This window comes from Streptomyces sp. NPDC005423 (genome assembly GCF_040606415.1).
Lineage (GTDB): Bacteria > Actinomycetota > Actinomycetes > Streptomycetales > Streptomycetaceae > Streptomyces.
This window is the reverse complement of the sequence record NZ_JBEXET010000021.1, coordinates 85,032-106,103: the sequence shown is the minus strand read 5'-3', so window position 1 is coordinate 106,103 and position 21,072 is coordinate 85,032. Positions and strand designations below refer to the sequence as shown.

Annotated in this window: 20 protein-coding genes and 1 pseudogene; 13 read left to right on the top strand and 8 right to left on the bottom strand. The window is 72.1% G+C overall.

Going from position 1 to position 21,072, the window contains the following annotated elements:
* Positions 1 to 154 precede the first annotated feature (154 nt).
* From ABZT12_RS22455 to ABZT12_RS22420, 8 genes are all read left to right on the top strand, one after another.
* A complete protein-coding gene (locus ABZT12_RS22455; RefSeq protein ID WP_356387290.1) occupies positions 155 to 1,240 on the top strand; it encodes a sugar ABC transporter substrate-binding protein in 1,086 nt (361 codons plus the stop codon).
* On the top strand, positions 1,237 to 2,748 hold the full coding sequence (locus ABZT12_RS22450) for a sugar ABC transporter ATP-binding protein (RefSeq protein WP_356387287.1): 1,512 nt from the start codon (positions 1,237 to 1,239) through the stop codon (positions 2,746 to 2,748). The genes ABZT12_RS22455 and ABZT12_RS22450 overlap by 4 nt, the downstream gene beginning before the upstream one ends.
* Positions 2,741 to 3,769: an ABC transporter permease gene (locus ABZT12_RS22445; RefSeq protein WP_356387285.1), complete on the top strand. Its 1,029-nt coding sequence runs from the start codon at positions 2,741 to 2,743 to the stop codon at positions 3,767 to 3,769. The genes ABZT12_RS22450 and ABZT12_RS22445 overlap by 8 nt, the downstream gene beginning before the upstream one ends.
* A 62-nt stretch (positions 3,770 to 3,831) precedes the next feature.
* Positions 3,832 to 5,172 (top strand): L-fuconate dehydratase, encoded by a 1,341-nt coding sequence (locus ABZT12_RS22440; protein WP_356387282.1) that lies wholly within the window; start codon positions 3,832 to 3,834, stop codon positions 5,170 to 5,172.
* Positions 5,169 to 5,924 (top strand): SDR family oxidoreductase, encoded by a 756-nt coding sequence (locus ABZT12_RS22435; protein WP_356387279.1) that lies wholly within the window; start codon positions 5,169 to 5,171, stop codon positions 5,922 to 5,924. The genes ABZT12_RS22440 and ABZT12_RS22435 overlap by 4 nt, the downstream gene beginning before the upstream one ends.
* Positions 5,921 to 6,910 carry an aldo/keto reductase gene (locus ABZT12_RS22430; RefSeq protein ID WP_356387276.1) on the top strand — a complete coding sequence of 330 codons (990 nt, stop codon included), beginning with the start codon at positions 5,921 to 5,923 and terminating at the stop codon, positions 6,908 to 6,910. Before ABZT12_RS22435 ends, ABZT12_RS22430 begins: the two co-directional genes overlap by 4 nt.
* The gene (locus ABZT12_RS22425) at positions 6,907 to 7,221 is read left to right on the top strand and encodes an L-rhamnose mutarotase (RefSeq protein ID WP_356387273.1); all 315 of its coding nucleotides are present in this window, start codon (positions 6,907 to 6,909) and stop codon (positions 7,219 to 7,221) included. The genes ABZT12_RS22430 and ABZT12_RS22425 overlap by 4 nt, the downstream gene beginning before the upstream one ends.
* Positions 7,206 to 8,057 (top strand): amidohydrolase family protein, encoded by an 852-nt coding sequence (locus tag ABZT12_RS22420; RefSeq protein WP_356387270.1) that lies wholly within the window; start codon positions 7,206 to 7,208, stop codon positions 8,055 to 8,057. Before ABZT12_RS22425 ends, ABZT12_RS22420 begins: the two co-directional genes overlap by 16 nt.
* Here ABZT12_RS22420 and ABZT12_RS22415 read toward each other — a convergent pair.
* Positions 8,045 to 9,466 carry a lipase maturation factor family protein gene (locus tag ABZT12_RS22415; protein WP_356387268.1) on the bottom strand — a complete coding sequence of 474 codons (1,422 nt, stop codon included), beginning with the start codon at positions 9,464 to 9,466 and terminating at the stop codon, positions 8,045 to 8,047. The two genes, ABZT12_RS22420 and ABZT12_RS22415, sit on opposite strands and share 13 nt — an antisense overlap.
* A gap of 264 nt (positions 9,467 to 9,730) precedes the next feature.
* Here ABZT12_RS22415 and ABZT12_RS22410 point away from each other — a divergent pair, with 264 nt between their 5' ends.
* Positions 9,731 to 11,806: a SpoIIE family protein phosphatase gene (locus tag ABZT12_RS22410; RefSeq protein ID WP_356387265.1), complete on the top strand. Its 2,076-nt coding sequence runs from the start codon at positions 9,731 to 9,733 to the stop codon at positions 11,804 to 11,806.
* A 31-nt stretch (positions 11,807 to 11,837) separates the two neighbouring features.
* Positions 11,838 to 12,701: a DNA-formamidopyrimidine glycosylase family protein gene (locus ABZT12_RS22405; RefSeq protein ID WP_356387262.1), complete on the top strand. Its 864-nt coding sequence runs from the start codon at positions 11,838 to 11,840 to the stop codon at positions 12,699 to 12,701.
* 403 nt (positions 12,702 to 13,104) lie between these two features.
* Here the strand turns inward: ABZT12_RS22405 and ABZT12_RS22400 are convergent, their stop codons facing one another.
* From ABZT12_RS22400 to ABZT12_RS22385, 4 genes are all read right to left on the bottom strand, one after another.
* Complete coding sequence (locus ABZT12_RS22400; RefSeq protein ID WP_356387367.1) at positions 13,105 to 13,647, bottom strand: hypothetical protein; 543 nt, start codon at positions 13,645 to 13,647, stop codon at positions 13,105 to 13,107.
* Between the two features lie 150 nt (positions 13,648 to 13,797).
* A complete protein-coding gene (locus ABZT12_RS22395; protein WP_356387259.1) occupies positions 13,798 to 14,448 on the bottom strand; it encodes a zf-HC2 domain-containing protein in 651 nt (216 codons plus the stop codon).
* Positions 14,449 to 14,586: 138 nt separating this feature from the next.
* Positions 14,587 to 15,105 (bottom strand): hypothetical protein, encoded by a 519-nt coding sequence (locus tag ABZT12_RS22390; RefSeq protein WP_356387256.1) that lies wholly within the window; start codon positions 15,103 to 15,105, stop codon positions 14,587 to 14,589.
* A gap of 134 nt (positions 15,106 to 15,239) precedes the next feature.
* Positions 15,240 to 15,785 carry a sigma-70 family RNA polymerase sigma factor gene (locus tag ABZT12_RS22385; RefSeq protein ID WP_356387253.1) on the bottom strand — a complete coding sequence of 182 codons (546 nt, stop codon included), beginning with the start codon at positions 15,783 to 15,785 and terminating at the stop codon, positions 15,240 to 15,242.
* Between the two features lie 214 nt (positions 15,786 to 15,999).
* Here ABZT12_RS22385 and ABZT12_RS22380 point away from each other — a divergent pair, with 214 nt between their 5' ends.
* A complete protein-coding gene (locus ABZT12_RS22380) occupies positions 16,000 to 17,172 on the top strand; it encodes a CapA family protein (protein WP_356387250.1) in 1,173 nt (390 codons plus the stop codon).
* 18 nt (positions 17,173 to 17,190) lie between these two features.
* Here the strand turns inward: ABZT12_RS22380 and ABZT12_RS22375 are convergent, their stop codons facing one another.
* Positions 17,191 to 17,652 (bottom strand): universal stress protein, encoded by a 462-nt coding sequence (locus ABZT12_RS22375; RefSeq protein ID WP_356387247.1) that lies wholly within the window; start codon positions 17,650 to 17,652, stop codon positions 17,191 to 17,193.
* A gap of 329 nt (positions 17,653 to 17,981) precedes the next feature.
* Here ABZT12_RS22375 and ABZT12_RS22370 point away from each other — a divergent pair, with 329 nt between their 5' ends.
* Positions 17,982 to 18,827 (top strand): polysaccharide deacetylase family protein, encoded by an 846-nt coding sequence (locus ABZT12_RS22370; RefSeq protein WP_356387244.1) that lies wholly within the window; start codon positions 17,982 to 17,984, stop codon positions 18,825 to 18,827.
* A 48-nt stretch (positions 18,828 to 18,875) separates the two neighbouring features.
* Here ABZT12_RS22370 and ABZT12_RS22365 read toward each other — a convergent pair whose 3' ends face one another.
* Complete coding sequence (locus tag ABZT12_RS22365; protein ID WP_356387240.1) at positions 18,876 to 19,544, bottom strand: class F sortase; 669 nt, start codon at positions 19,542 to 19,544, stop codon at positions 18,876 to 18,878.
* Between the two features lie 331 nt (positions 19,545 to 19,875).
* Between ABZT12_RS22365 and ABZT12_RS22360 the strand changes: the two genes are divergently transcribed.
* The gene (locus ABZT12_RS22360; RefSeq protein ID WP_356387237.1) at positions 19,876 to 20,379 is read left to right on the top strand and encodes a hypothetical protein; all 504 of its coding nucleotides are present in this window, start codon (positions 19,876 to 19,878) and stop codon (positions 20,377 to 20,379) included.
* A 183-nt stretch (positions 20,380 to 20,562) separates the two neighbouring features.
* Here ABZT12_RS22360 and ABZT12_RS22355 read toward each other — a convergent pair.
* Positions 20,563 to 21,006: pseudogene (locus tag ABZT12_RS22355) on the bottom strand (hypothetical protein); the annotation flags it as partial.
* Between the last annotated feature and the right edge of the window lie 66 nt (positions 21,007 to 21,072).

The following is a 21,072-nucleotide window of genomic DNA, read 5'->3' as shown; positions in this document are numbered from 1 at the left end:
TCCTGTCGTCGGTCCGCGCAGTCTAGCCACCGATGTGGTCGGACCACTACGGCTCGAAAGCAGGGAAATATGGCTCCGAAGGGTGTTGCGGGGCCGAAGTGGTCTGATAAATATTCCGGCAACCGCTCGATCACGCTCGATGAGGAGCCGACAGATGGCCGGCAGCACAGTGCGCAACGGACGACATGGCAGGCGTTTTTCCTCGTGGGCGGTGCGTGCGACGGCTGCGGCCGCCTGCTCCACCCTCGCGCTCACGGCATGCGGCAGCACCAAGGACACCGGCGCCTCCGGGGCCGGCGGGGGCGGCACCGGCAAGGTGGGCGTCATCCTGCCCCTGCTGACCTCGCCGTTCTGGCAGTCGTACAACGACTACGTGCCGAAGATGGCGACGTCCGAAGGCGTCGAGGTACTCAAGACGGTCAACTCCAACAGCGACGCCTCGCAGCAGATCACCGACATCAACAACGAGCTGAACCAGGGCGTCAAGGGCCTGGTCGTGGCCCCGCTCGACAGCGCCGCCATCGAGGCCGGCCTGGCGCAGGCGGACCGTAAGGGCGTGCCGGTCGTGGCGGTCGACGTGGCGCCCGACAAGGGCAAGGTCGCGATGGTCGTACGCGCCGACAACGTGGCGTACGGCGAGAAGGCCTGTGACTACCTCGGACAGCACGTCACCAGCGGCAAGGTCGTCCAGATCATGGGTGACCTCGCCTCGGTCAACGGCCGGGACCGCTCGGAGGCGTTCCGGGCGTGCGCCAAGCAGAAGTACCCGAAGCTGAAGGTGCTGGAGATCCCCGCCAAGTGGGAGTCCGACACGGCCGCCTCCAAGCTCGACACGCTCCTCAACGCCAACCCCGACATCAAGGGCATCTACCTCCAGGCGGGCGGCGTCTACCTGGCGCCCACCCTCCAGACCCTCAAGTCCAAGGGCCTGCTGAAGACGGCGGGCAAGGCCGGGCACATCGCGATCGTCTCCAACGACGGCATCCCGCAGGAGTTCGACGCGATCCGCAAGGGCGAGATCGACGCGACCGTGTCGCAGCCGGCCGACACCTACGCCAAGTACGGCCTGTACTACATCAAGGCCGCGATGCAGGGGAAGACCTTCAAGCCCGGTCCGACCGACCACGACTCCACGATCGTCAAGCTGCCCAACGGCATCCTGGAGGACCAGCTGCCCGCGCCGCTGGTCACCAAGGAGAACGTCGACGACGCCAAGCTCTGGGGCAACACGGTCAAATGAGCCTCCAGGGAACCCCGTTGACCCCCCTCGTCGAGGCGCGCTCCATCGTCAGGCGGTACGGCCCCACCGTCGCCCTCGCCGACGGGCGGCTCACCGTACTGCCGGGCGAGTCGCACGCCCTCGTCGGCCGCAACGGCGCCGGCAAGTCCACCCTCGTCACCGTCCTCACCGGGCTCCAGGCACCCGACGAGGGCACGGTCCGCTTCGACGGTGAGCCCGCGCCGCCGCTCGCCGACCGCGACGCCTGGCGCCGCAAGGTCGCCTGCGTCTACCAGAAACCCACCGTGGTACCCGAGTTGACGGTCGCCGAGAACCTCTTCATCAACCGCCAGCCGCACACCCGGGGCGGCGTCATCAGCTGGCGCAGGCTGCGGGCCGAGGCCGCCGCACTCCTCGACACCTGGGACGTCCGAGTCGACCCCGAGGCGCGCACCGCGGACCTCAAGGTCGAGGACCGCCAAATGGTGGAGATCGCACGGGCGTTGAGCTTCGGCGCCCGGTTCATCGTGCTGGACGAGCCGACCGCGCAGCTCGACAACCGGGAGATCGAGCGGCTCTTCACCCGGATGCGGGCGCTCCAGGAGTCCGGCGTCACCTTCCTGTTCATCTCGCACCACCTCCAGGAGGTCTACGAGGTGTGCCAGACCGTGACGGTGCTGCGCGACGCCCGCTGGATCACCACCGCACCGGTCGCCGACCTCCCGCGGCAGGCCCTCGTGGAGGCCATGGCGGGCGAGTCGATCACCGAACTCGACGTGCGGCCACGGAAGGTGGACCCGGACGCGGCCGTACTCCTGGACGCGCGGGGACTCACCTCCGACGCGTACGCGGACATCGACCTGACCGTCCGCCGGGGCGAGGTCGTCGGCCTCGCCGGGTCCAGCGGCAGCGGCAAGATCGAGCTGGCGGAGTCCTTCACCGGGCTGTACACCCCGACCGGCGGAACCGCCCGACTCGGCGGCGAGGAACTGCCGTTCGGCGACGTGCGGGCCGCGCTCAGAGCCGGCGTCGGGTGCGTGCCGCGCGACCGGCACGGACAGGGCCTGGTCTTCGGCATGAGCGTCGGCGACAACGCCACCATGACGGTCCCCGACCGGCTCGGCCGGTTCGGCTTCGTCGCCACCGACCGCCGACGCGGCTTCGCCACCGAGCTGATCGACCGCCTCGACATCCACACCGAGGGCCCCGAACAGCCCGTCTCCGACCTCTCCGGCGGCAACGCGCAGAAGGTCGTCATGGCCCGCGCCCTCGCCTCCGACCCCCGGCTGCTGGTCCTCATCAACCCCACCGCGGGCGTGGACGTGAAGTCCAAGGAGTCCCTCCTGGCCCGCATGGACAGCGCCCGCGACGACGGCACCGCCGTGCTCGTCGTCTCCGACGAACTCGACGACCTGCGGCGTTGCGACCGCGTCCTCGTCCTCTTCCACGGCCGTGTCGTCGCCGAGCACCCGGCGGGCTGGCGCGACCACGAGCTGATCGCCTCCATCGAAGGAGTGGACCATGGCTGACACCAGGGCGGCCGAGCCGCTCGCGCCCGCGCGCGCCCCCGCCGACCGGTCGGCCAGGACGGTACTGCTGCGCCGCGCCCGTGAACTCGCCCTCGTACCAGCGCTGTTGGTACTCCTGGTGCTGGGGGCGGTCGTCAACGACTCGTTCCTCACCGAACGGAACCTGATCTCCATCCTCGGAGCGTCCGCGGCGCTGGCGATGGTGGTCCTCGCCGAGTCACTGATACTGATCACCGGCAAGATCGACCTGTCGCTGGAGTCGGTGGTCGGCATCGCGCCCGCCATCGGCGCCCTGCTGGTCCTGCCGTCCGCGGAGTCCGGCTGGGGCACCGAGTGGCCGACCGGGCTCGCCCTCGTCGCGGTCCTCGTCGTGGGCGCGGTCATCGGCGCCTTCAACGGCGTCCTCGTGGTGAAGTTCAAGCTCAACGCCTTCATCGTCACCCTCGCCATGCTGATCGTCCTGCGCGGTCTGCTGGTCGGCGCCACCAAGGGCAAGACACTGTTCGGCATGCCCGACGCCTTCTTCCAGCTCGCCACCTCCACCGTCCTGCGCGTCCCGCTCTCGGTGTGGCTCGCCGCCGTCGCCTTCGCGGTCGCCGGCTTCCTGCTCAAGTACCACCGCGTCGGCCGCGCCCTGTACGCGATCGGCGGCAACGCGGAGGCGGCCCGCGCCGCCGGTATCCGCGTCGACCGCATGCTGCTCGGCGTCTCCGTCGTCGCCGGCGTGCTCGCCTCGGTCGGCGGCATCATGCAGACCGGCTACGTCGGCGCGATCAGCGCCAACCAGGGCAACAACATGATCTTCACGGTGATGGCGGCGGCCGTGATCGGCGGCATCAGCCTCGACGGCGGCAAGGGCACCATGTTCGGCGCCCTGACCGGCGTCCTCCTGCTGGGCGTCGTACAGAACCTGCTCACCCTCGCCCAGGTCCCGTCCTTCTGGATCCAGGCCATCTACGGCGGGATCATCCTGGTCGCCCTCATGATCGCCCGCGTGACGACCGGCCGCGCCCAGGACTGACCCCTCCGGACCCGGCACCCGCACGGCACCGGATCCCTGCGTACCCGACCGAAAGGCCACCCGTGTCCCCGACCCCCGCCCGTGTCACCGCGGTCGACACCTACGACATCCGCTTCCCCACCTCGCGCGAACTCGACGGATCCGACGCGATGAACCCGGACCCCGACTACTCGGCCGCCTACGTCGTGCTGCGCACCGACGCGGCCGACGGGCACGAGGGGCACGGCTTCAGCTTCACCATCGGGCGGGGCAACGATGTCCAGGTCGCCGCGATCGACGCGCTGCGGGACCACGTGACCGGCCGGTCCGTCGCCGAACTGTGCGCGGACCCCGGCTCGTTGAACCGCGACCTGATCGGCGACAGCCAACTGCGCTGGCTCGGACCGGAGAAGGGCGTGATGCACATGGCGATCGGCGCCGTGATGAACGCGGCCTGGGACCTCACCGCCAAACGGGCCGGCAAACCCCTCTGGCTGCTCCTCGCCGACGCCGACCCCGAATGGCTCGTCGCCCAGATCGACTTCCGCTACATCACGGACGCGCTCACCCCCGAGGAGGCGCTCGACATCCTGCGCCGCGGCCGGGCGGGCAGCCAGGAGCGCCGCAGCCGCCTCGCCGAGCGCGGCTTCCCCGCCTACACGACCTCCGCGGGCTGGCTCGGCTACGACGACGAGAAGCTCGGCCGCCTCGCCGCGCAGGCGGTCTCCGACGGCTTCCGGCAGATCAAGCTGAAGGTCGGCGCCGACCTCGACGACGACATCCGCCGCTGCCGGGTGGCCCGTTCGGTGGTGGGCCCCGGCATCCGGATGGCGATCGACGCCAACCAGCGCTGGAACGTGGACGAGGCGATCCGCTGGACCCGGGCGCTCGCCGAGTTCGACCCGTACTGGATCGAGGAACCCACCAGCCCCGACGACATCCTCGGCCACGCCACGATCCGCGCCGCCGTCGCTCCGGTGCGGGTCGCCACCGGCGAACACGTACAGAACCGCATCGTCTTCAAGCAGCTGCTCCAGGCCGGCGCCCTCGACGTCCTCCAGATCGACGCGGCCCGGGTCGGCGGCGTCAACGAGAACCTCGCGATCCTGCTGCTCGCCGCCAAGTTCGGCATCCCCGTCTGCCCGCACGCGGGCGGCGTCGGACTCTGCGAACTCGTGCAGCACCTCTCGATGTTCGACTACCTCGCCGTGTCCGGCACCACCGACGACCGGGTCATCGAGTACGTCGACCATCTCCACGACCACTTCCTCGACCCGGTGGTGATCCGCGAGGGTCACTACACCGCACCCACCGCCCCGGGCTTCTCGGCCGCCATGCGTCCCGAGTCCATCGCGCGGTACACGTTCCCCGGCGGCACCTTCTGGGCCGCCGACTCCGACCGGCAGAAGGGACAGGCGGCATGACCGACTTCGAGGGGCTCAGGGCCCTGGTCACCGGCGGCGCCTCCGGCATCGGCCGGGCCACCGCCGAACTCCTCGCCGCGCGCGGCGCCCGGGTCGCCGTCCTCGACCTTGACCCCAGCGGCGTCGAGAAGCCCCTGCTCGGCCACCGCGCCGACGTCACCGACGACACCTCCGTACGGCGGGCCGTGGCCGCCGCGGTCGCCGACCTCGGGGGGCTCGACATCCTGGTCAACAACGCGGGCATCGGCGCCCAGGGCACCGTCGAGGACAACGCCGACGACGAATGGCACCGCGTGCTGGACGTCAACGTCGTCGGCATGGTCCGCGCCGCCCGCGCCGCCCTCCCGCACCTGCGCGAGTCGTCCCACGCGGCGATCGTCAACACCTGCTCCATCGCCGCCACCGCGGGACTTCCCCAACGAGCCCTCTACAGCGCCACCAAGGGCGCCGTGTACTCCCTCACCCTCGCCATGGCCGCCGACCACCTCCGCGAAGGCATCCGGGTCAACTGCGTCAACCCCGGTACGGCGGATACCCCTTGGGTCGGCCGCCTCCTCGACGCGGCGCCCGACCCGGCGGCCGAACGGGCCGCCCTGGAGGCGCGCCAGCCCACCGGCCGACTGGTCACCGCGGCCGAAGTGGCGGGCGCCATCGCCTACTTGGCGAGCCCCCTGTCCGGCGCCACGACCGGTACCGCACTCGCCGTCGACGGCGGCATGCAGGGCCTGCGGCCGAGGCCGGCGGCCCAGTGAGCACCCTCGGCCGCAGCACGGTGACAGTGGGCGGACTGGGCCTCGGCACCGCCCCGCTCGGCAACCTGTACACCGAGGTCACCGACGAGCAGGCGCACGAGACGGTCGACACCGCCTGGCGGCACGGCATCCGCTACTTCGACACCGCGCCCCACTACGGCCTCGGCCTCGCCGAACGCCGGCTGGGCGCGGCCCTGCGCGACCGCCCGCGCACGGAGTTCACGGTCTCCACCAAGGTCGGCCGCCTCCTCGAACCCGTGCGGACGGCGACCGGCGACGACCTCGCCCACGGCTTCGCCGTGCCCGCCACCCACCGGCGCGTATGGGACTTCAGCGCCGACGGCGTACGCCGGAGCCTGGACGCCAGCCTGGCGCGGCTCGGCCTGGACCGGGTGGACGTCGTCTACCTCCACGACCCCGACGACCACGCCGAACAGGCCTTCCGCGAGGGCTACCCGGCGCTGGAGAGGCTCCGCGCGGAGGGCGTCGTCGGCGCCATCGGCGCGGGCATGAACCAGACCGGGATGCTCACCCGCTTCGTCCGCGACACCGACGTCGACGTGGTGCTGTGCGCGGGCCGCTACACGCTCCTCGACCAGAGCGCGCTGACCGGCCTGCTGCCGGCCGCCGAGGCCCGCTCCACCTCGGTCGTCATCGGCGGGGCCTTCAACTCCGGCCTGCTGGCGGACCCGGCACCGGACGCCACGTACGACTACACCCGGGCACCGGCCGAGTTGCTGGACCGCGCGCTGCGCATGAAAGCCGTCGCTGACCGCCACGGCACCACCCTGCGCGCCGCCGCCCTCGCCTTCTGCGCCGCCCATCCGGCCGTGGCGTCCGTCCTGGCCGGCGCCCGGTCGGCGGCCCAAGTACGCGACTGCGCCGAGCAGTTCGCTGCCCCCGTGCCGTCCGTCTTCTGGCACGAGCTGTGGGACGCGGGTCTGCTGCCGCCCGACGTCCCCGTACCCGTCGAGGAGCCGTCATGAGAGTCGCCCTGCACACCAAGGTCCGCGCCGACCGGATCGCCGAGTACGACCAGGCCCACCGCGAGGTCCCCGAGGAACTCACCGACGCGATCCGCGCCGCCGGCGCCACCTCCTGGACGATCTGGCGCTCCGGCACCGAGCTCTTCCACGTCCTGGAGTGCGCCGACTACGCGCGGCTCCTCGCCGCACTGGACCGGCTCCCGGTGAACGTCGCCTGGCAGGCGCGCATGGCCCCGCTCCTGGAAGTGGCGCACGACTACTCCGGCGCGGGTGCCGACGCGGGCCTGCCCGTCGTATGGGAACTGCCGTGACCGTCGACGCGCACCACCATGTGTGGGACCTGTCCGTCCGGGACCAGGAGTGGCTCACCGGGCCCGAACTCGCGCCGCTGCGACGCGACTTCACGGTCGCCGACCTCGCGCAGGAGGCCCGCTCGGCCGGGGTCGACCGCACGGTGCTCGTCCAGACGGTCACCGTGGCTGAGGAGACCCCGGAGTTCCTCGCGCTCGCGGCCGGGCACGAGCTGATCGCGGGCGTGGTGGGGTGGACCGACCTCACCCGGCCGGACATCGCCGAGGAGCTGGCCCGGCTGCGGGCGCTCCCCGGCGGCCGGTACCTCAAGGGCGTCCGCCACCAGGTCCAGGGCGAACCCGACCCGGAGTGGCTGCTCCGCCCGGACGTGCGCCGGGGCCTGTCGGCCGTGGCCGAGGCGGGACTGGCGTACGACCTGGTCGTCCGGGAGCATCAGCTCCCGGCCTGTGTCAAGGCCGCCGAGCGGCACGACGGACTCACGTTCGTCCTGGACCACCTGGGCAAACCACCCGTCGCCTCCGGGCGGTCGGAGCCGTGGGCCACGGCGGTCCGGGCTCTCGCCGCGCTTCCCCACACGGTCTGCAAACTCTCCGGCCTGGTCACCGAGGCCGACTGGCGGAGCTGGACGACGGCCGGCCTGCGCCCCTACGCGGAGGTGGCACTCGACGCGTTCGGACCGCACCGCTCGATGTTCGGCTCCGACTGGCCGGTGTGCACCCTGGCCGCCACCTACCGCCAAGTCCTGGACACGGCACAGGAGTTGACAGCACACCTCACCCGGGACGAACGCGCGGAGGTGTTCGCGGGCACGGCGACCCGCGTCTACGGCCTCTGAACCGGGTCCGCCAGCCGGGTCGGTGGCAGGTACTCCCGTACGAAGGTCCGCTCCCAGCAGGCACCCGTCTCCCGCAGCTCGCGCCAGGTGGTGTAGCGGTACTGGAAGAGCCGGGCCCGCACGTGGCGGGGTGGCGCGCCGGGCGGGAACGGCGAGCGGCGCAGCAGGCGCAGCGTGTCGGGGTCGTTCTTCAGGAGCCGTTCCACCAGCGCCCCGAACCACGGCTCGGCGTAGGCGGGGGAGAGCGCCGCGAACCACATCATCCAGTCCAGGCGCAGATGGAGGGGGGCGAACTGGCGCGGCCAGCGCCGCGGATCACCCGGCTTGCCCCTGAACTCGTACTCCCGCCACTCCGAGTCCCGGCGGGGCACGGCGTCCGCGGTGCCCTCGACGACCACCTCGTGCCGGACACGGCCGACGCTGCCGAACGCGCCGTAGCTGTTGACCAGATGGAGCGGGTCGAAGGAGCGGTTCATCACCTGCCGGCGCGAGATCATGTTGCGCACCGGACGGTGACTGAGGAACAGCAGCGGCACGGCGGCCGCGAGGACGACCACCTCGTACCCGACGGAGGCGGCCGCCAGTCGCGGCGGGGCGCCCGGAAAACGGATCGCGGACAGGGCCAGCGTGATGGTGATCCAGTTCAGCCAGGAGAAGTTGCCGGACAGCACCAGCCACAGCTGGGTGGCGACCATCAGGGTCGCGGCGACGGACGCGACCGGCTGCGGGGTGAACAGGAGGAAGGGCACGACGAGTTGGGTGACGTGGTTGGCCGCCGCCTCCGCCCGGTGCAGCGGGCGGGGCAGATGGTGGAAGAACCAGCTCAGCGGACCCGGCATCGGCTGCGTCTCGTGGTGGAAGTACAGACAGGTCAGCTTCCGCCAACAGCTGTCACCGCGCATCTTGATCAGACCCGCCCCGAACTCGACCCGGAACAGGATCCAGCGCAGCAGGAGGAGGACCACGACCGGCGGCGCCACCTCGTCGTTGCCGAGGAAGACAGCGAGGAACCCGGTCTCCAGCAGCAGCGACTCCCAGCCGAACGCGTACCAGGTCTGCCCCACGTTGACGATCGACAGGTACAGCGCCCACGGCACCAGCCACAGCAGCATCCCGCCGAACAGCGGGAGCCGGGAGTCGAGCCCGGCCAGCAGGGCCGCCGACACCGCGCAGCCCGTCCACGCGCAGCCGGCGAAGAAGCGGTCGGAGTAGTGCAGTTGGAAGAGGCTCGGTGCCTGCCGGAAGGAGATCCGCCGGGTGAACCGGGGGACCGGCAGCATGCCCCGCTCGCCGATCAGCGCGCGGAACTGCCCCACCGCCGTCAGGAACGCGACCAGATACACACCGGCCAGCGCCCGCTGGAAGACCAGCCGGCTCAGCCAGTAACCGGGAGCGGTGAACCATCCCACAGCCGTGCGCACCTTCCTTCCGCGAGGGCGCGGCGGACACCGGTCACTGCGCGCGCCACGGCCCTCCACCGGTGTGACCCAGCGAGTGAAGCAGACGAGAAGGGCGAAACGCCCGGTCCGGCGCCGTAGGCGTGGTGCCGCCGACCGAACGAGGGCGGCGGCCGACGGCGGTGACCGACCGAGGCCGGTCAGGGCCGCGGCCTCCCCCTGGCCGCCGGTCGCCCCCAGTCGAAGAATCCCGTGATTCCTGGCAAGGTGGGCCGCATGGTTGATCGGGGACCGAGCGCCCTGTCATTCCCGGACGACTGGCCCGCCCATCCGGACCCGATCCTGGCGCTCAACCGCATGGGCAGCTTCGACTGGGACCTGGACCATGGTCTCTTCCACATGGACCCCCAGGCCCTTGAGGTGTTCGACCTGCGCCCCGACGAGTACGACGGCCATCCCGAGACCCTGACCGTGCGGGTTCCCCCCGCCGAGGGGGACCGTCTCGACACGCTGGTCTCCCAGGCGCTGAAGGACGGCAGCGAGAACTACGGCGCCTACTTCCGCATCCGCTGCCGCGACGGCGTCATGCGCTGGACCCACACCCAGGGCTACATCCGGCGCGACGACACCGGCCGCCCGCGCCGCATCATCGGCATCCTCCGCGACGCCACCCAGGAACTCGCCGAGAGCGCCGCCCGCCGCGCGCAGGCGGTCCAGGACGCGGCCCGCCGGGAGCAGACCAATGTCGTCCAGCTCACCACCGCCGCCCTCGCGCACGCCCGGACCGTGCAGGACGTCATCGACGTCCTCAAGGACACCCACGGCCTCGTCCACCTCGGCGCGACCAGCCTGGTGATGGGGCTGGTCGAGGCCGGCCGTATCCGGCTGGTCGCCGAGGGGCCCGCGGGCAGCTTCGTGCCCGGCACTCTGATCACCCGGGTGGACGAGCAGTACCCGATGAGCGAGGTCGTACGGACGCTCGCCCCGTGCTTCATCGAGTCCCCGGAGGAGTTCGCGACCCGCTTCCCGGTGCTCTGGCCGCACATCACGAGCCTGAACATCACCTCGGCCGCCTACCTGCCGCTGATCGCCCAGGCCCGGCCCATCGGCGCGATCGGCCTGCTCTACAGCGACCGGTACGGCTTCACAGCGGAGGACCGCAACGTCCTGCTCGCCCTCGGCAGCAGCATCGCCCAGAGCCTGCAACGCGCCATGTTCTACGAACAGGACAAGGACCTCGCGCAGGGCCTCCAGCAGGCGATGCTGCCGCGCACCATCCCCAGCGTGCCCGGCGCCGACGTCGCGGTCCGCTACCGGTCCGCGAAGATCGGGCGGGACATCGGCGGCGACTGGTACGACCTGATCCCGCTGCCCGGCGGCCGGGTCGGGGCGGTCATCGGCGACGTCCAGGGCCACGACACGCACGCCGCCGCCGTCATGGGCCAGCTGCGGATCGTACTGAAGGCCTACGCCGCCGAGGGCCACACCCCGGCCACCGTGATGGCCCGCGCCTCCGTCTTCCTCCACGACCTCGACACCGACCGCTTCGCCACCTGCCTCTACGCGGAGACCGACCTGACGACCGGCGTGGTCCAGATGGTCCGGGCCGGACACATCGAACCGCTCGTGCGGAGGACCGACGGCAGCTGCCACCGGATGCCCGTCGAGGGCGGCCTGCCGCTCGGCCTGTCCGTCGAGTTCGGGCGGCTCGAATACCCCGTCTCCACCTTCGAACTCGACCCGGGCGAAACCCTGTTGCTGTGCACCGACGGCCTCGTCGAAGAGCCCGGTGTCGACCTCGACGACGGCATGCGGACCCTGATCGCGCTCGTCCCCACCGGCCCCGAGGACGTACGCGACCTCGCCGACCTGCTCATCGACGTCGCCGAGGAGCGCGGCGGCGACGACGACGTGGCCCTCCTGCTGCTGCGCCGCCTCGGGCCGGACACCACCCGCACCGGCGGCCGGCTCCGGCAGCACGTCGCGCCCGGCGATCCCGAGGCGCTCACCCAGGCCCGGCACATGGTCCGGGCGGCGGTACGCGCCTGGGGCGCCGGTGACCGCGCCGACGAGATGGAACTCGTCGCCGACGAACTCATCACCAACGCCCTGATGCACACCGAGGGCGCCGCGATCGTCACCCTCCGGGTCCTCACCGCCGGCGACCGCAGGCTGCGGATCGAGGTCGAGGACTCCTCCAGCGCCCTGCCGCGCCGCCGCGAGGCGGGGGAGTCCGGGGTCTCGGGGCGCGGCCTGCTCCTGGTCGACCTGCTCTGCGACGTGTGGGGCGTGGAGGCGCGGGGCGGCGGCAAGTGCGTGTGGTGCGAGTTCGTGGTGACGGAGCGGAGCTGACCGTTCCGCCCCAGGATGGCACCCTGGACGTATGCCGGAACTCCCAGAGGTCGAGGCGCTGAGGGACTTCCTCACCGAGCACCTCACAGGCCATGAGATCGTACGGGTGCTGCCCGTGGCCGTCAGCGTCCTGAAGACCTACGACCCTCCGCCGGGCGCGCTGGAGGGCCGCGAGGTGACCGCCGTGCGCCGCCACGGCAAGTTCCTGGACGTCGTGACGGACGGCGGCCCGCACCTCGTCACCCATCTGGCCCGCGCGGGCTGGCTCCAGTGGCGGGACCGGCTGCCGGACGACCCGCCCCGCCCGGGCAAGGGCCCGCTCGCGCTGCGGGTGGCCCTGGAGACCGGCGAGGGCTTCGACCTGACCGAGGCGGGCACCCAGAAACGGCTGGCGGTCCACGTCGTGCGGGACCCGCGGGAGGTCCCGGGCCTGGCCCGGCTCGGCCCGGACCCGCTCGCCGACGACTTCGACGAGGAGCGCTTCGCCGCGCTGCTCTCCGGCGAACGCCGTCGGCTCAAGGGCGCCCTGCGCGACCAGAGCCTGATCGCGGGCATCGGCAACGCGTACAGCGACGAGATCCTGCACGCGGCGCGGATGTCCCCCTTCAAGCTCGCCACGTCCCTGACCCCGGACGAGACACACACCCTCTACGAGGCCCTGCGCGGCACACTCACCGAGGCCGTCGAGCGCTCCCGGGGGCTTGCGGCCGGCCGCCTGAAGGCGGAGAAGAAGACCGGGCTCCGCGTGCACGGCCGCACCGGTCAGCCCTGCCCGGTGTGCGGCGACACGGTCCGCGAGGTCTCCTTCAGCGACTCCTCGTTCCAGTACTGCCCGACCTGCCAGACCGGCGGGAAACCGCTCGCGGACCGCAGGATGTCGCGCTTGCTGAAGTAGCCGGCTCAGCTCGCTGGGACCCCCAGCGCTGCGCCGGACCCGCTGGCCGAGTGTGCGCAGTACCTCGGCGATGGTGGCCCGGTACGTCCTCAGCGCCCGCAGCCCGGCGGCGTAGCGGTCGCGGTGCCGTGCGATGTCCGCGGCCTGCTTCCGCGCCAGGGCCGCGTGCCAGATCTCGGCCGTGTGGTGACGGCGCTTGCAGGCGACGTCCGCGACCGCCGCGGTGGCCCGCTCGCGCGCCGTATGCCTGGTGTTGCCGTCCGGCGGTAGCGGTCGGCCGGGAGCGGGCCGAGGTCCGGGGCCGTGCTGACGGCCTGCGGGAGGTCGGGGCCGGAGCAGCAGACCGCCGCCAGTATCGCCACGACACCCAGGCGCCATCGGAGTAAGTGGCCTCTGGGTGCCGTCATCGGTCCGCGACCGCCCGAGGGTCGACCACACAGTGATCGATCTCGTCCACGTGTCCCGCGCCGGCGACGGGCACCCGGTAGGTCGTCCTGCTCTTCGCGGGGACCGACACCTGATGGCCGGTGTCGATCATGGTGAAACCGTGTGCGTCCTTGAAAGCGACCTTCACGGTGAAGAGACCCTCGCGTCCGTTCGGATTCCTGACCTCGACGGTCGCGTACGGATCGTCCGCGCTCGCGCAGTGCACGAGCACCGCCGTGCCGTCCTTCAACGGCCGCCGGGCGGTGTGGCCGGAAGCGGACGCGGTGGGGGTGGAACGGTGGGTGGGCCGCGCACGGTAGGTGCCGCCGCCGCTGGACGCCGTAGCGGACGAGGCGCTGCCGTACGAGGCGCTGCCGTACGAGCCGCCCGAGGTCGACGAGGATGACGACGAACTGTCGTGGTCCTGGCGGGAGTTGCTGCACCCGCCCCCGCTGCTGTGATGGCTGCGGCTTCCGTGGCCACGGCCGGTCGAGAAGCCGGTCAGAGCCAGCATCACCATCGCCGTCACCGCTGTGAGTCTGAGTGTGCGCCCCCGCGGAAACATGCCGTCACCTTATCTGTGGCCTGCGCACCGGCCTCCGAGCGGGCCCGGCTGCCCGCCCCTCACGTCGTACGGCCCGCCGCTCCCCGGGGTCGTTGGCGGCGTGGCTCAGCTCGGGTCGAGCGTGACCAGGTGGCGGCCGGTGTCCGTGCGGACCTCGTAGTGGTCGATCTCGTCGGGGAGCATTGCCGCGCCGCCCCGCATGGTGTTCATGCCGGCGTCGCCGCTGTTCACCGTCCAACTGGTCACCGTCTGCTGGGAGCCGTCGTGTCCGAAGGCGACGAGGTTGCAGGAGCGTGGGCCGCCACCGTCCTTGATCCGGAGCTGGATGTCGGTGCCCCAGTCCTCCTTCTCGGAGGTGACCTCGGCCCATACACCGGACTTGGCGTCGGTCGCCTCGACCCGCGCGGCCCGCTCCGCCGGCCCGGTGGCCATGGCGACGGCGGAGCCGGCCACGGCGATCACCACCGACGCGGCGAGCGCGAGGAGCAGGCGCCGGCGGCCGGTCCGGTGACGGGTGACCACCTCGCCGAGGAGCCGGTCCAGCAGCCGTGGTCCGGGTTGTGCCATGGGGTGCACGGAGCGCGGCGTCGCCCGCCGGTACAGCATCATCTGCCGTGTGGCGGGCCCGAATTCGGTGACGTGTGCCGCGCAGCGAGAGCACTCCATGAGGTGATCCTCGAAGCGGAAGGCGTCCGCCTCGTCCAGCACGCCGAGCGCGTACGCGCCGACGTCGCGATGCCTTTCCAGGGACCTCATGCCGAATCCTCGTGCCGTTGGGTGTGGGTGGGTTACTTGCTCCCACCGGTACGCACCCGGCAGCCGAAACACTCAAGGCGTACACCGAATCGCAACCAAGGAGTTCGGAGCCGCCGGAGCCCCGGATTGGTCCCGATTTCAAAAAAGATGGATGGCGAGATGACCGAGCGGCAGACCCAGTCGCCACGCGGGTGTCCATACTTTCGGGCCGTCGTCCTCGCCGCCGGGCGCCGGACCGCCGCCGGGCACCGCGTCCAGATCGGGCGCGAGCAGTTCGGTCTCCTCCAGCCACCGCCAGGCCGCGGCGGCCAGCTCCAAGTCCGGTGCGGGCAGCGCCAGTTGTGTCGTCGTGGCGGTGAGGGCCGCCATGCGTTCGGCCACCCAGTCCTGCCACGGCTGGTCGTAGGCGGTCAGTGACAGCCAGGTCTCCAGCTGGGTGACCACCCGGATGCCGGAGAGTTCGCCGTCGGTGTCGGAGAGGAAGATGGTCAGCGCCAGCGCGTCCCGTCCCGCGCGGAACTCGAAGGACGTCGGTGGCATCAGGTCGCCTGTCCGCAACAGTTCGTCGGCGATGTACTCGGCGTACAACCACGCCATGGGGACGGCGAGTTCACCGCCGCCGGTGCCGTCCGTGCTCCCTTGCCCTCTGTGCAGCATCCCTTCCGCCTTCCTCCGGTGCGTGCGCGTCGCCCGACCCCGGGTCCCAGTGCGGAACACGGATGAGGACAGCCGATTACTCAACGGGGGTCCACAGCAAGGCACTTTGCGAAGGTTTGACTCGGTGGTCGGTTTCATCGCAGGTCGGCCGCGTATCCCGGAAGCACCCTGCGCAGGGCGCGCAGCGCGTAGTACGCGCGGGACTTCACGGTACCGGGCGGAATACCGAGGGCCGCCGCGGCCTCCGCCACACTCGCCCCCTGGAAATACACCAGCACCAGGACTTCACGGTGCTCCGGAGTGAGTGTCTTCACAGCCTCCCGCACATCGAGCGTCGCCGCCGACCGTTCGGCGTGATCGGCGCATATGCGCGCGTTCTCCAGGACCGCGTCCCCCACCTCCGGCGGACGCGCCCGCCGGGCCCGCCGCGCGTCGATGGCGAGCCGCCGGCCCACCGTCAGCAGCCAGGGCCGTACGGAGTCGAAGTCGTCGGCGCGCAACGCCTCGGGGTGCTGCCAGGCGCGTACGAGGGTCTCCTGGACGAGGTCCTCGGCGCGCTGCCGGTCGCCGTCGCAGAGCCGGAGCAGCAGCGCGAACAGCGGCCGGCCGTGCTCGCGCTGGAGCGCGGCGAGCTCGTGCTCGGCGGTCGTCCCGGTCATCAGCGTCATTCCGGCCGTCATGGCCGTATGCCATCGCAGGGCGCCGCCGGGGGACAGGGCGTGCGCGGGGGGCGTGCGACGGACGGTCGATCGCGTCGACGAACGGTTCGACGAACGGTCCGTGCTCCGCCGACCGCGCCCACCGGACGGGTTAACGGGGACGTTGGGACAGTTTGCGGCAGCGGCCAGGATCGTACCTATTCATGGGTAAATATGACCACACTGGGGTGCATTGATGATCACACGCAGACGCCGGGCGGCCCTCGTACTGGCCGGTGTCCTCACCGCCGCCGCGGCCTGCCAGGCCGGCCGCCACGACCGGGCCGACCACGACCGCGCCGACCAAGCGCGCGCCGGACGCCCGGCACCGTCCGCCGCCCGCGGCTTCACCCTCGTCGCCACCGGAGACATCCTCCCGCACCGTTCGGTCATCGACCGGGCAGCCTTCGACGCGGGCGGCACCGGTCACGACTTCCGGCCGATGCTGGCCGGCGTCGAGCCGCTGGTCTCCCGCGCCGACCTGGCCCTCTGCCACCTGGAGACCGTCTACGGCGCGAACGGCGACTACACCGGGGACCGCACCTTCAAGTCCCCGCCCGAACTCGCCCCGGGCCTCGCCGCGACCGGCTACGACGACTGCTCCACCGCCGCCGACCACTCCCTCGACGACGGCGCCCCCGGCATCCAGCGCACCCTCGACGCCCTCGACCGGGCCGGCGTACGGCACGCCGGAACGGCCCGCACCGAAGCCGAGGCGGACTCCGTCACCCTGCTGCCGGCGGGCCCCGCGAACGTCGCCCACCTCGCCTACACCGACAGCCTCAACGGCCTCGCCCTCCCGCCGGGAGAGCCCTGGGCCGTCGACCTGATCGACCCGGCACGCATCCTGGCGGACGCCCGCGCCGCCCGGCGGGCGGGCGCCGACGTGGTCGTCGTCTCCCTGCACTGGGGCACCCCGTGGCAGGACGGCGCCGACCAGCGCCAGACGGACCTGGCCCGGCAGCTCACCGCGGCCCGCACCCGCGGCCGGCCCGACGTCGACCTGATCCTCGGCACCCACGCCCATGTGCCCCAGCCGTACGAGAAGGTCAACGGCACCTGGGTCGTCTACGGCCTCGGCGACCAGATCGCGGGCGACATGAACAACGACCAGGGCGTGCAGGACCCGCGCGCCAACGAGAGCACCGCCGCCCGCTTCACCTTCGCCCCGCCCGCCCGGCCGGGCGAACGCTGGCAGGTCTCCAGGGCCGAGTTCGTCCCCCAGTGGTTCGACGTCGACGCGGGCCGCGTGGTCGACGTCGGCGAGGCGGTCGCCCGGGGAGCCGACCTGACCGGGGTGCGCGACCGGATCCGCGACGTGGTCCTCGGCCGGGGCGCCGGAAAGGACGGACTGACGATGGGCAGGTAGCCCTCGGGCCGGGTGCGCCTACGGGACGACCGTGACCGGGAAGCGCCCGGACTTCACCAGCCGGATCGCCACCGAACCGACGATCCGGTGACCGGCCTGCTCGGAGGCGCCCACCACCACCGCGTCCGCCTTCAGCTCGTCGGCCGCCTTCACCAGCCCGTTGTACGGGTCGCCGGGGAAGGTGTGGAACTCCCAGCGCACATCGAATATCCCCTTCGAGCGCTCGGCCGCCTCCCGGATCTGCGCCACCAGCTCCTCGGCGATCTCGTCCGTCGTCCCCGCGACCGGCACCCCCATCGCCGCCCCGGCCGCCAGCACCGGCTGCACGTACACCACGGCCAGCAGCGCGTGCTGCCGTCGCGCCAGGCCGCCCGCGTAGGCCGCCGCCCGCAGCGAGGAGTCGGAGCCGTCCACTCCGACGACGATGACCTTCGGCCCGTCCGTGCCCCGCTCGAACCCGGGGGAGTGCTGTTCCGTCACGGCTGCGAGGCTATCGGAAGCCGCAGGTCGGCCCGGAGACAGGGAGCCCTGGGCGGCCTGGGCGCTCCTTCGGCCGGCACCCGCGCCGCACCGACCGCCGCCGACCCGTTGCCGTCCGCACACCGGGGACGCGGCTCGCCTCGGAACGCACCCGGCAACGGCGTCGACCGGCCGGCCGTGCCCCACCGGTCAACTGAAGGTCTGTCAGCTGCCGCCGTTCCCCCTTGTGCGCCGTCGCCGACCCCGGAGACTGGGCCGGCCGAGTGCTTTCATGCCGCCGCTCCGGTACTGCCGGGGGTGCCGGACCCCGGCCGGGCGACTGATGAGTCATGAAGAAGGATCAGTTGTTCACGCGCAGGCGGGCGTTGCTCGCCGGCGCCGCCGCCGTGGGGGCGGCCGGCACCGCCGGACTGCTGCTCACCGGATCGCCGGAGGACACCCCCGCACGGTCCGCCGCCCCCGCCGCCGGACCCCGGGCCCGGCAGCCGGCGCTCAAACCCTCCGCCTACCGCCTCCGGCCCCTGGCCGGAAACGCCGGCACACCGCTCGCCACCCCCGGCCGCACCCCCGTGCGGCACGAACCCTTCCTGCGCATGTCCGGCCGCGGTCGCACCATGGTGCTGACCTTCGACGACGGACCCGACCCCCGCTACACCCCGCACATCCTGGACACCCTCGCCGAGTACGACGTCCGCGCCACGTTCTTCGTCTGCGGCGAGATGGCCGACTGGAACCGGGACCTGCTGAGCCGCATGGCCGACGAGGGCCACGTCGTCGGCAACCACACCTGGTCCCACCCGCTGCTGACCCGGATGACCCGGAGCGGGATCCGCTCCGAGATGGAACGCACCAGCGACGTCATCGAGAACGCCTACGGAGAGCGGCCCCGCTGGTTCCGCGCCCCCTACGGGGCCTGGAACCGCGCGGCCTTCCAGCTCGGCGCCGAGATGGGCATGGAACCGCTGGCCTGGACGGTCGACACCGACGACTGGGAGACCCCCGGCACCCGCTCCATCGTCCGGACGGTCGAGGACGGTGCCGCGCCCGGCGTCGTGGTGCTCTCGCACGACGCCGGCGGCGACCGTACGCAGAGTGTGCGGGCGCTGCGCGCGTACCTGCCGCACCTGCTGGACTCCGGCTACCACCTGACGCTCCCGCGACGCCAGTACACCTGACCCGCGCCACCGCCGACGGGCCTTCTCGCCCGCCCGGCCGGGGAACGCTCAGCGGACCTCGGCCAGGCGGGCGAAGACGACGACGTTCCCGTCGTAGCCGTTCTGCTTGGTGAAACCGCCGCCGCAGGTGATGACGCGCAGTTCCGGAGTTCCCTTGGAACCGTAGACACGGTCGCCGGGGAACGTGTTCTTCTCGAATACCTCGATGCCGTAGACCTCGAACACGGCGGTCTTTCCGTCCTCGCGGTGGACCTCTACGCGGTTTCCCTTCTTCAGGGCGCCGAGTCCGTAGAAAACGGCCGGCCCCCTTCTGTTGTCGACATGGCCGACGACCACCGCCGTGCCCTTCTCGCCGGGCGAGACACCGCCGGTGAACCAGCCCGCGAGATTCGGGTCCTCGGGCGGTGGCGCGCCGACCCAGCCGTCCGCGTCCAGGCCCACCGGCATGACCGGGGCGTCGACCTGGATCGCGGGGATGGCGACCCGGTCGGCGGCCGAGTACGACAGCGGTTCCGGGACCGTGCCGAAGGTGCTGTGCGCCGTACGGCTGTCGGCGGCGGCCGCCGAGGCCGGCTGGGGCGGCCCGACGTCGAACTCCCCGGAACCGTTGCGAATGAGGGCGAGGCCGGTCAGCAGAACAAGCGCTATCACGCCCCAAGGAGCGCGCTTCTTCCGGCGTTCCTCCTCGGCCAGCTCGGACAGCTCGGACGCAGACATTCGCCATCCCCTCTCGACACGGCCGTCGCCGCGTCCGTCGCGCATAGAAGAACGCTAAGTCCCCCCGGCCGGACCGGCGACGGGAAAAGGGGCGAACGGGTGGCCCCGGTGCTTTCGGTGCGCCATCCGAGTCGCCGTCCGGAGGAAATTTCTGACCCTCCGTGACCTGCGGCAATACCCCATTGCGCGGTTTTCCCCGGGTGCTTTCTCTCACCAGGACGGACCATTCCCGAAATGCGGGCGCGTGTTCGGCATCTGAGGGTCTGTCTGGGAGGCGTTTCTCGCCGACAGACCGGGGACGGGTCCCGGGGCGCCTTCCGCGGAGGATGACATGCGTAGTACTCGTGCCCTGACGGCCGCCGTTGCCGCGGCAGCCGTCCTGGGGCTCGCCGCCCCCGCGGCCGTCGCGGACGGTATGGGCGAGAGCCCCAGCCACATCGTCGCCCTGCCCAGTGTCATCGCCCGGGGCGGACAGCTGACCGTGACGGTCGACGGCTGCTTCACCGGAGCCACGGCCACCTCGCGGGGGTTCGAATCGCCGGCGAGCCTCTTCTCGCCCGTCGGCCGTTCCGGCCAGCTGTCCAGCGGAACGGCGAGGGTCAGCAGGTCGGCCCGGCCGGGTTCGTACAGCATCACCGTCCGCTGCCGCAACGGTTCCCTGCTGACCCGTGACTCGGCCTTCACCGTCATCGGCGGGGTCCGCGGCGGCCTCGGCGGAGCCAGCAGCACCGGGGCGACCCCGACCGACATGGCGATCGGCGGCGGGCTGGTGGCCGCGGCCGTCGTCGGCGGCGGGATCTTCTGGCTGCGCCGCCGCACCGAGCGCAGGCTCTGACCTCCGCTCCCTGCGGGGCCCGGACCCCGCCCTCGCCGCACGTCCACACACGCGCGCCGCACGTCGCTCGTCCACCACGCGCACCGCACGCCACCACGCACCACCCACATCGCACGTCGCGCCAAGGAGTCGGCCCCGGATCCACAGCGGATCCGGGGCCAACTCCCTTGTCCACGGGGCGAGTCAGGCGTCGTCGTCTCCCGTGCGGCGGCGGGAGAAGTGGTACGCCGCGCCCACCGAGCCCGCGATCAGGGCCGCGCCGACGCCCAGCTCCTTGACGTCGAACCCGGCGATGCTGCCGCCCTCACCGGCCCGGACACCGTGGTGCACCGGGTCCACCGGCTCCAGGTCGTGGTCGCGGTCGTGGCGGTCACGGCCCGCGGCGATGGTCAGACCCGTCGAGCCGCTCTCGCCCTGGCAGGCGAACGTCACCTGGTACACCGTGCCCGGCTTCGCGTCCCAGTCGACCCTGGCCGTGGCCGAGGTGCGGCCCGGCGGAATGGTGACGGTGTCGAAGAGGCCCGACGAGACGGTCGCCGGGCCCCGGCAGCCGCCGTTGTTCCGCTCGACCTGGAGGGTGACCTGTCCGCCCGCCGCGATCGTCGAGGGCTGCACGGTGAAGCCGAACAGCGCACCAGGCGGACGCGCCCGGCCAGCAGCCGTTCCAGCAGCCCGCTGGCTTCGTCGTCCCCC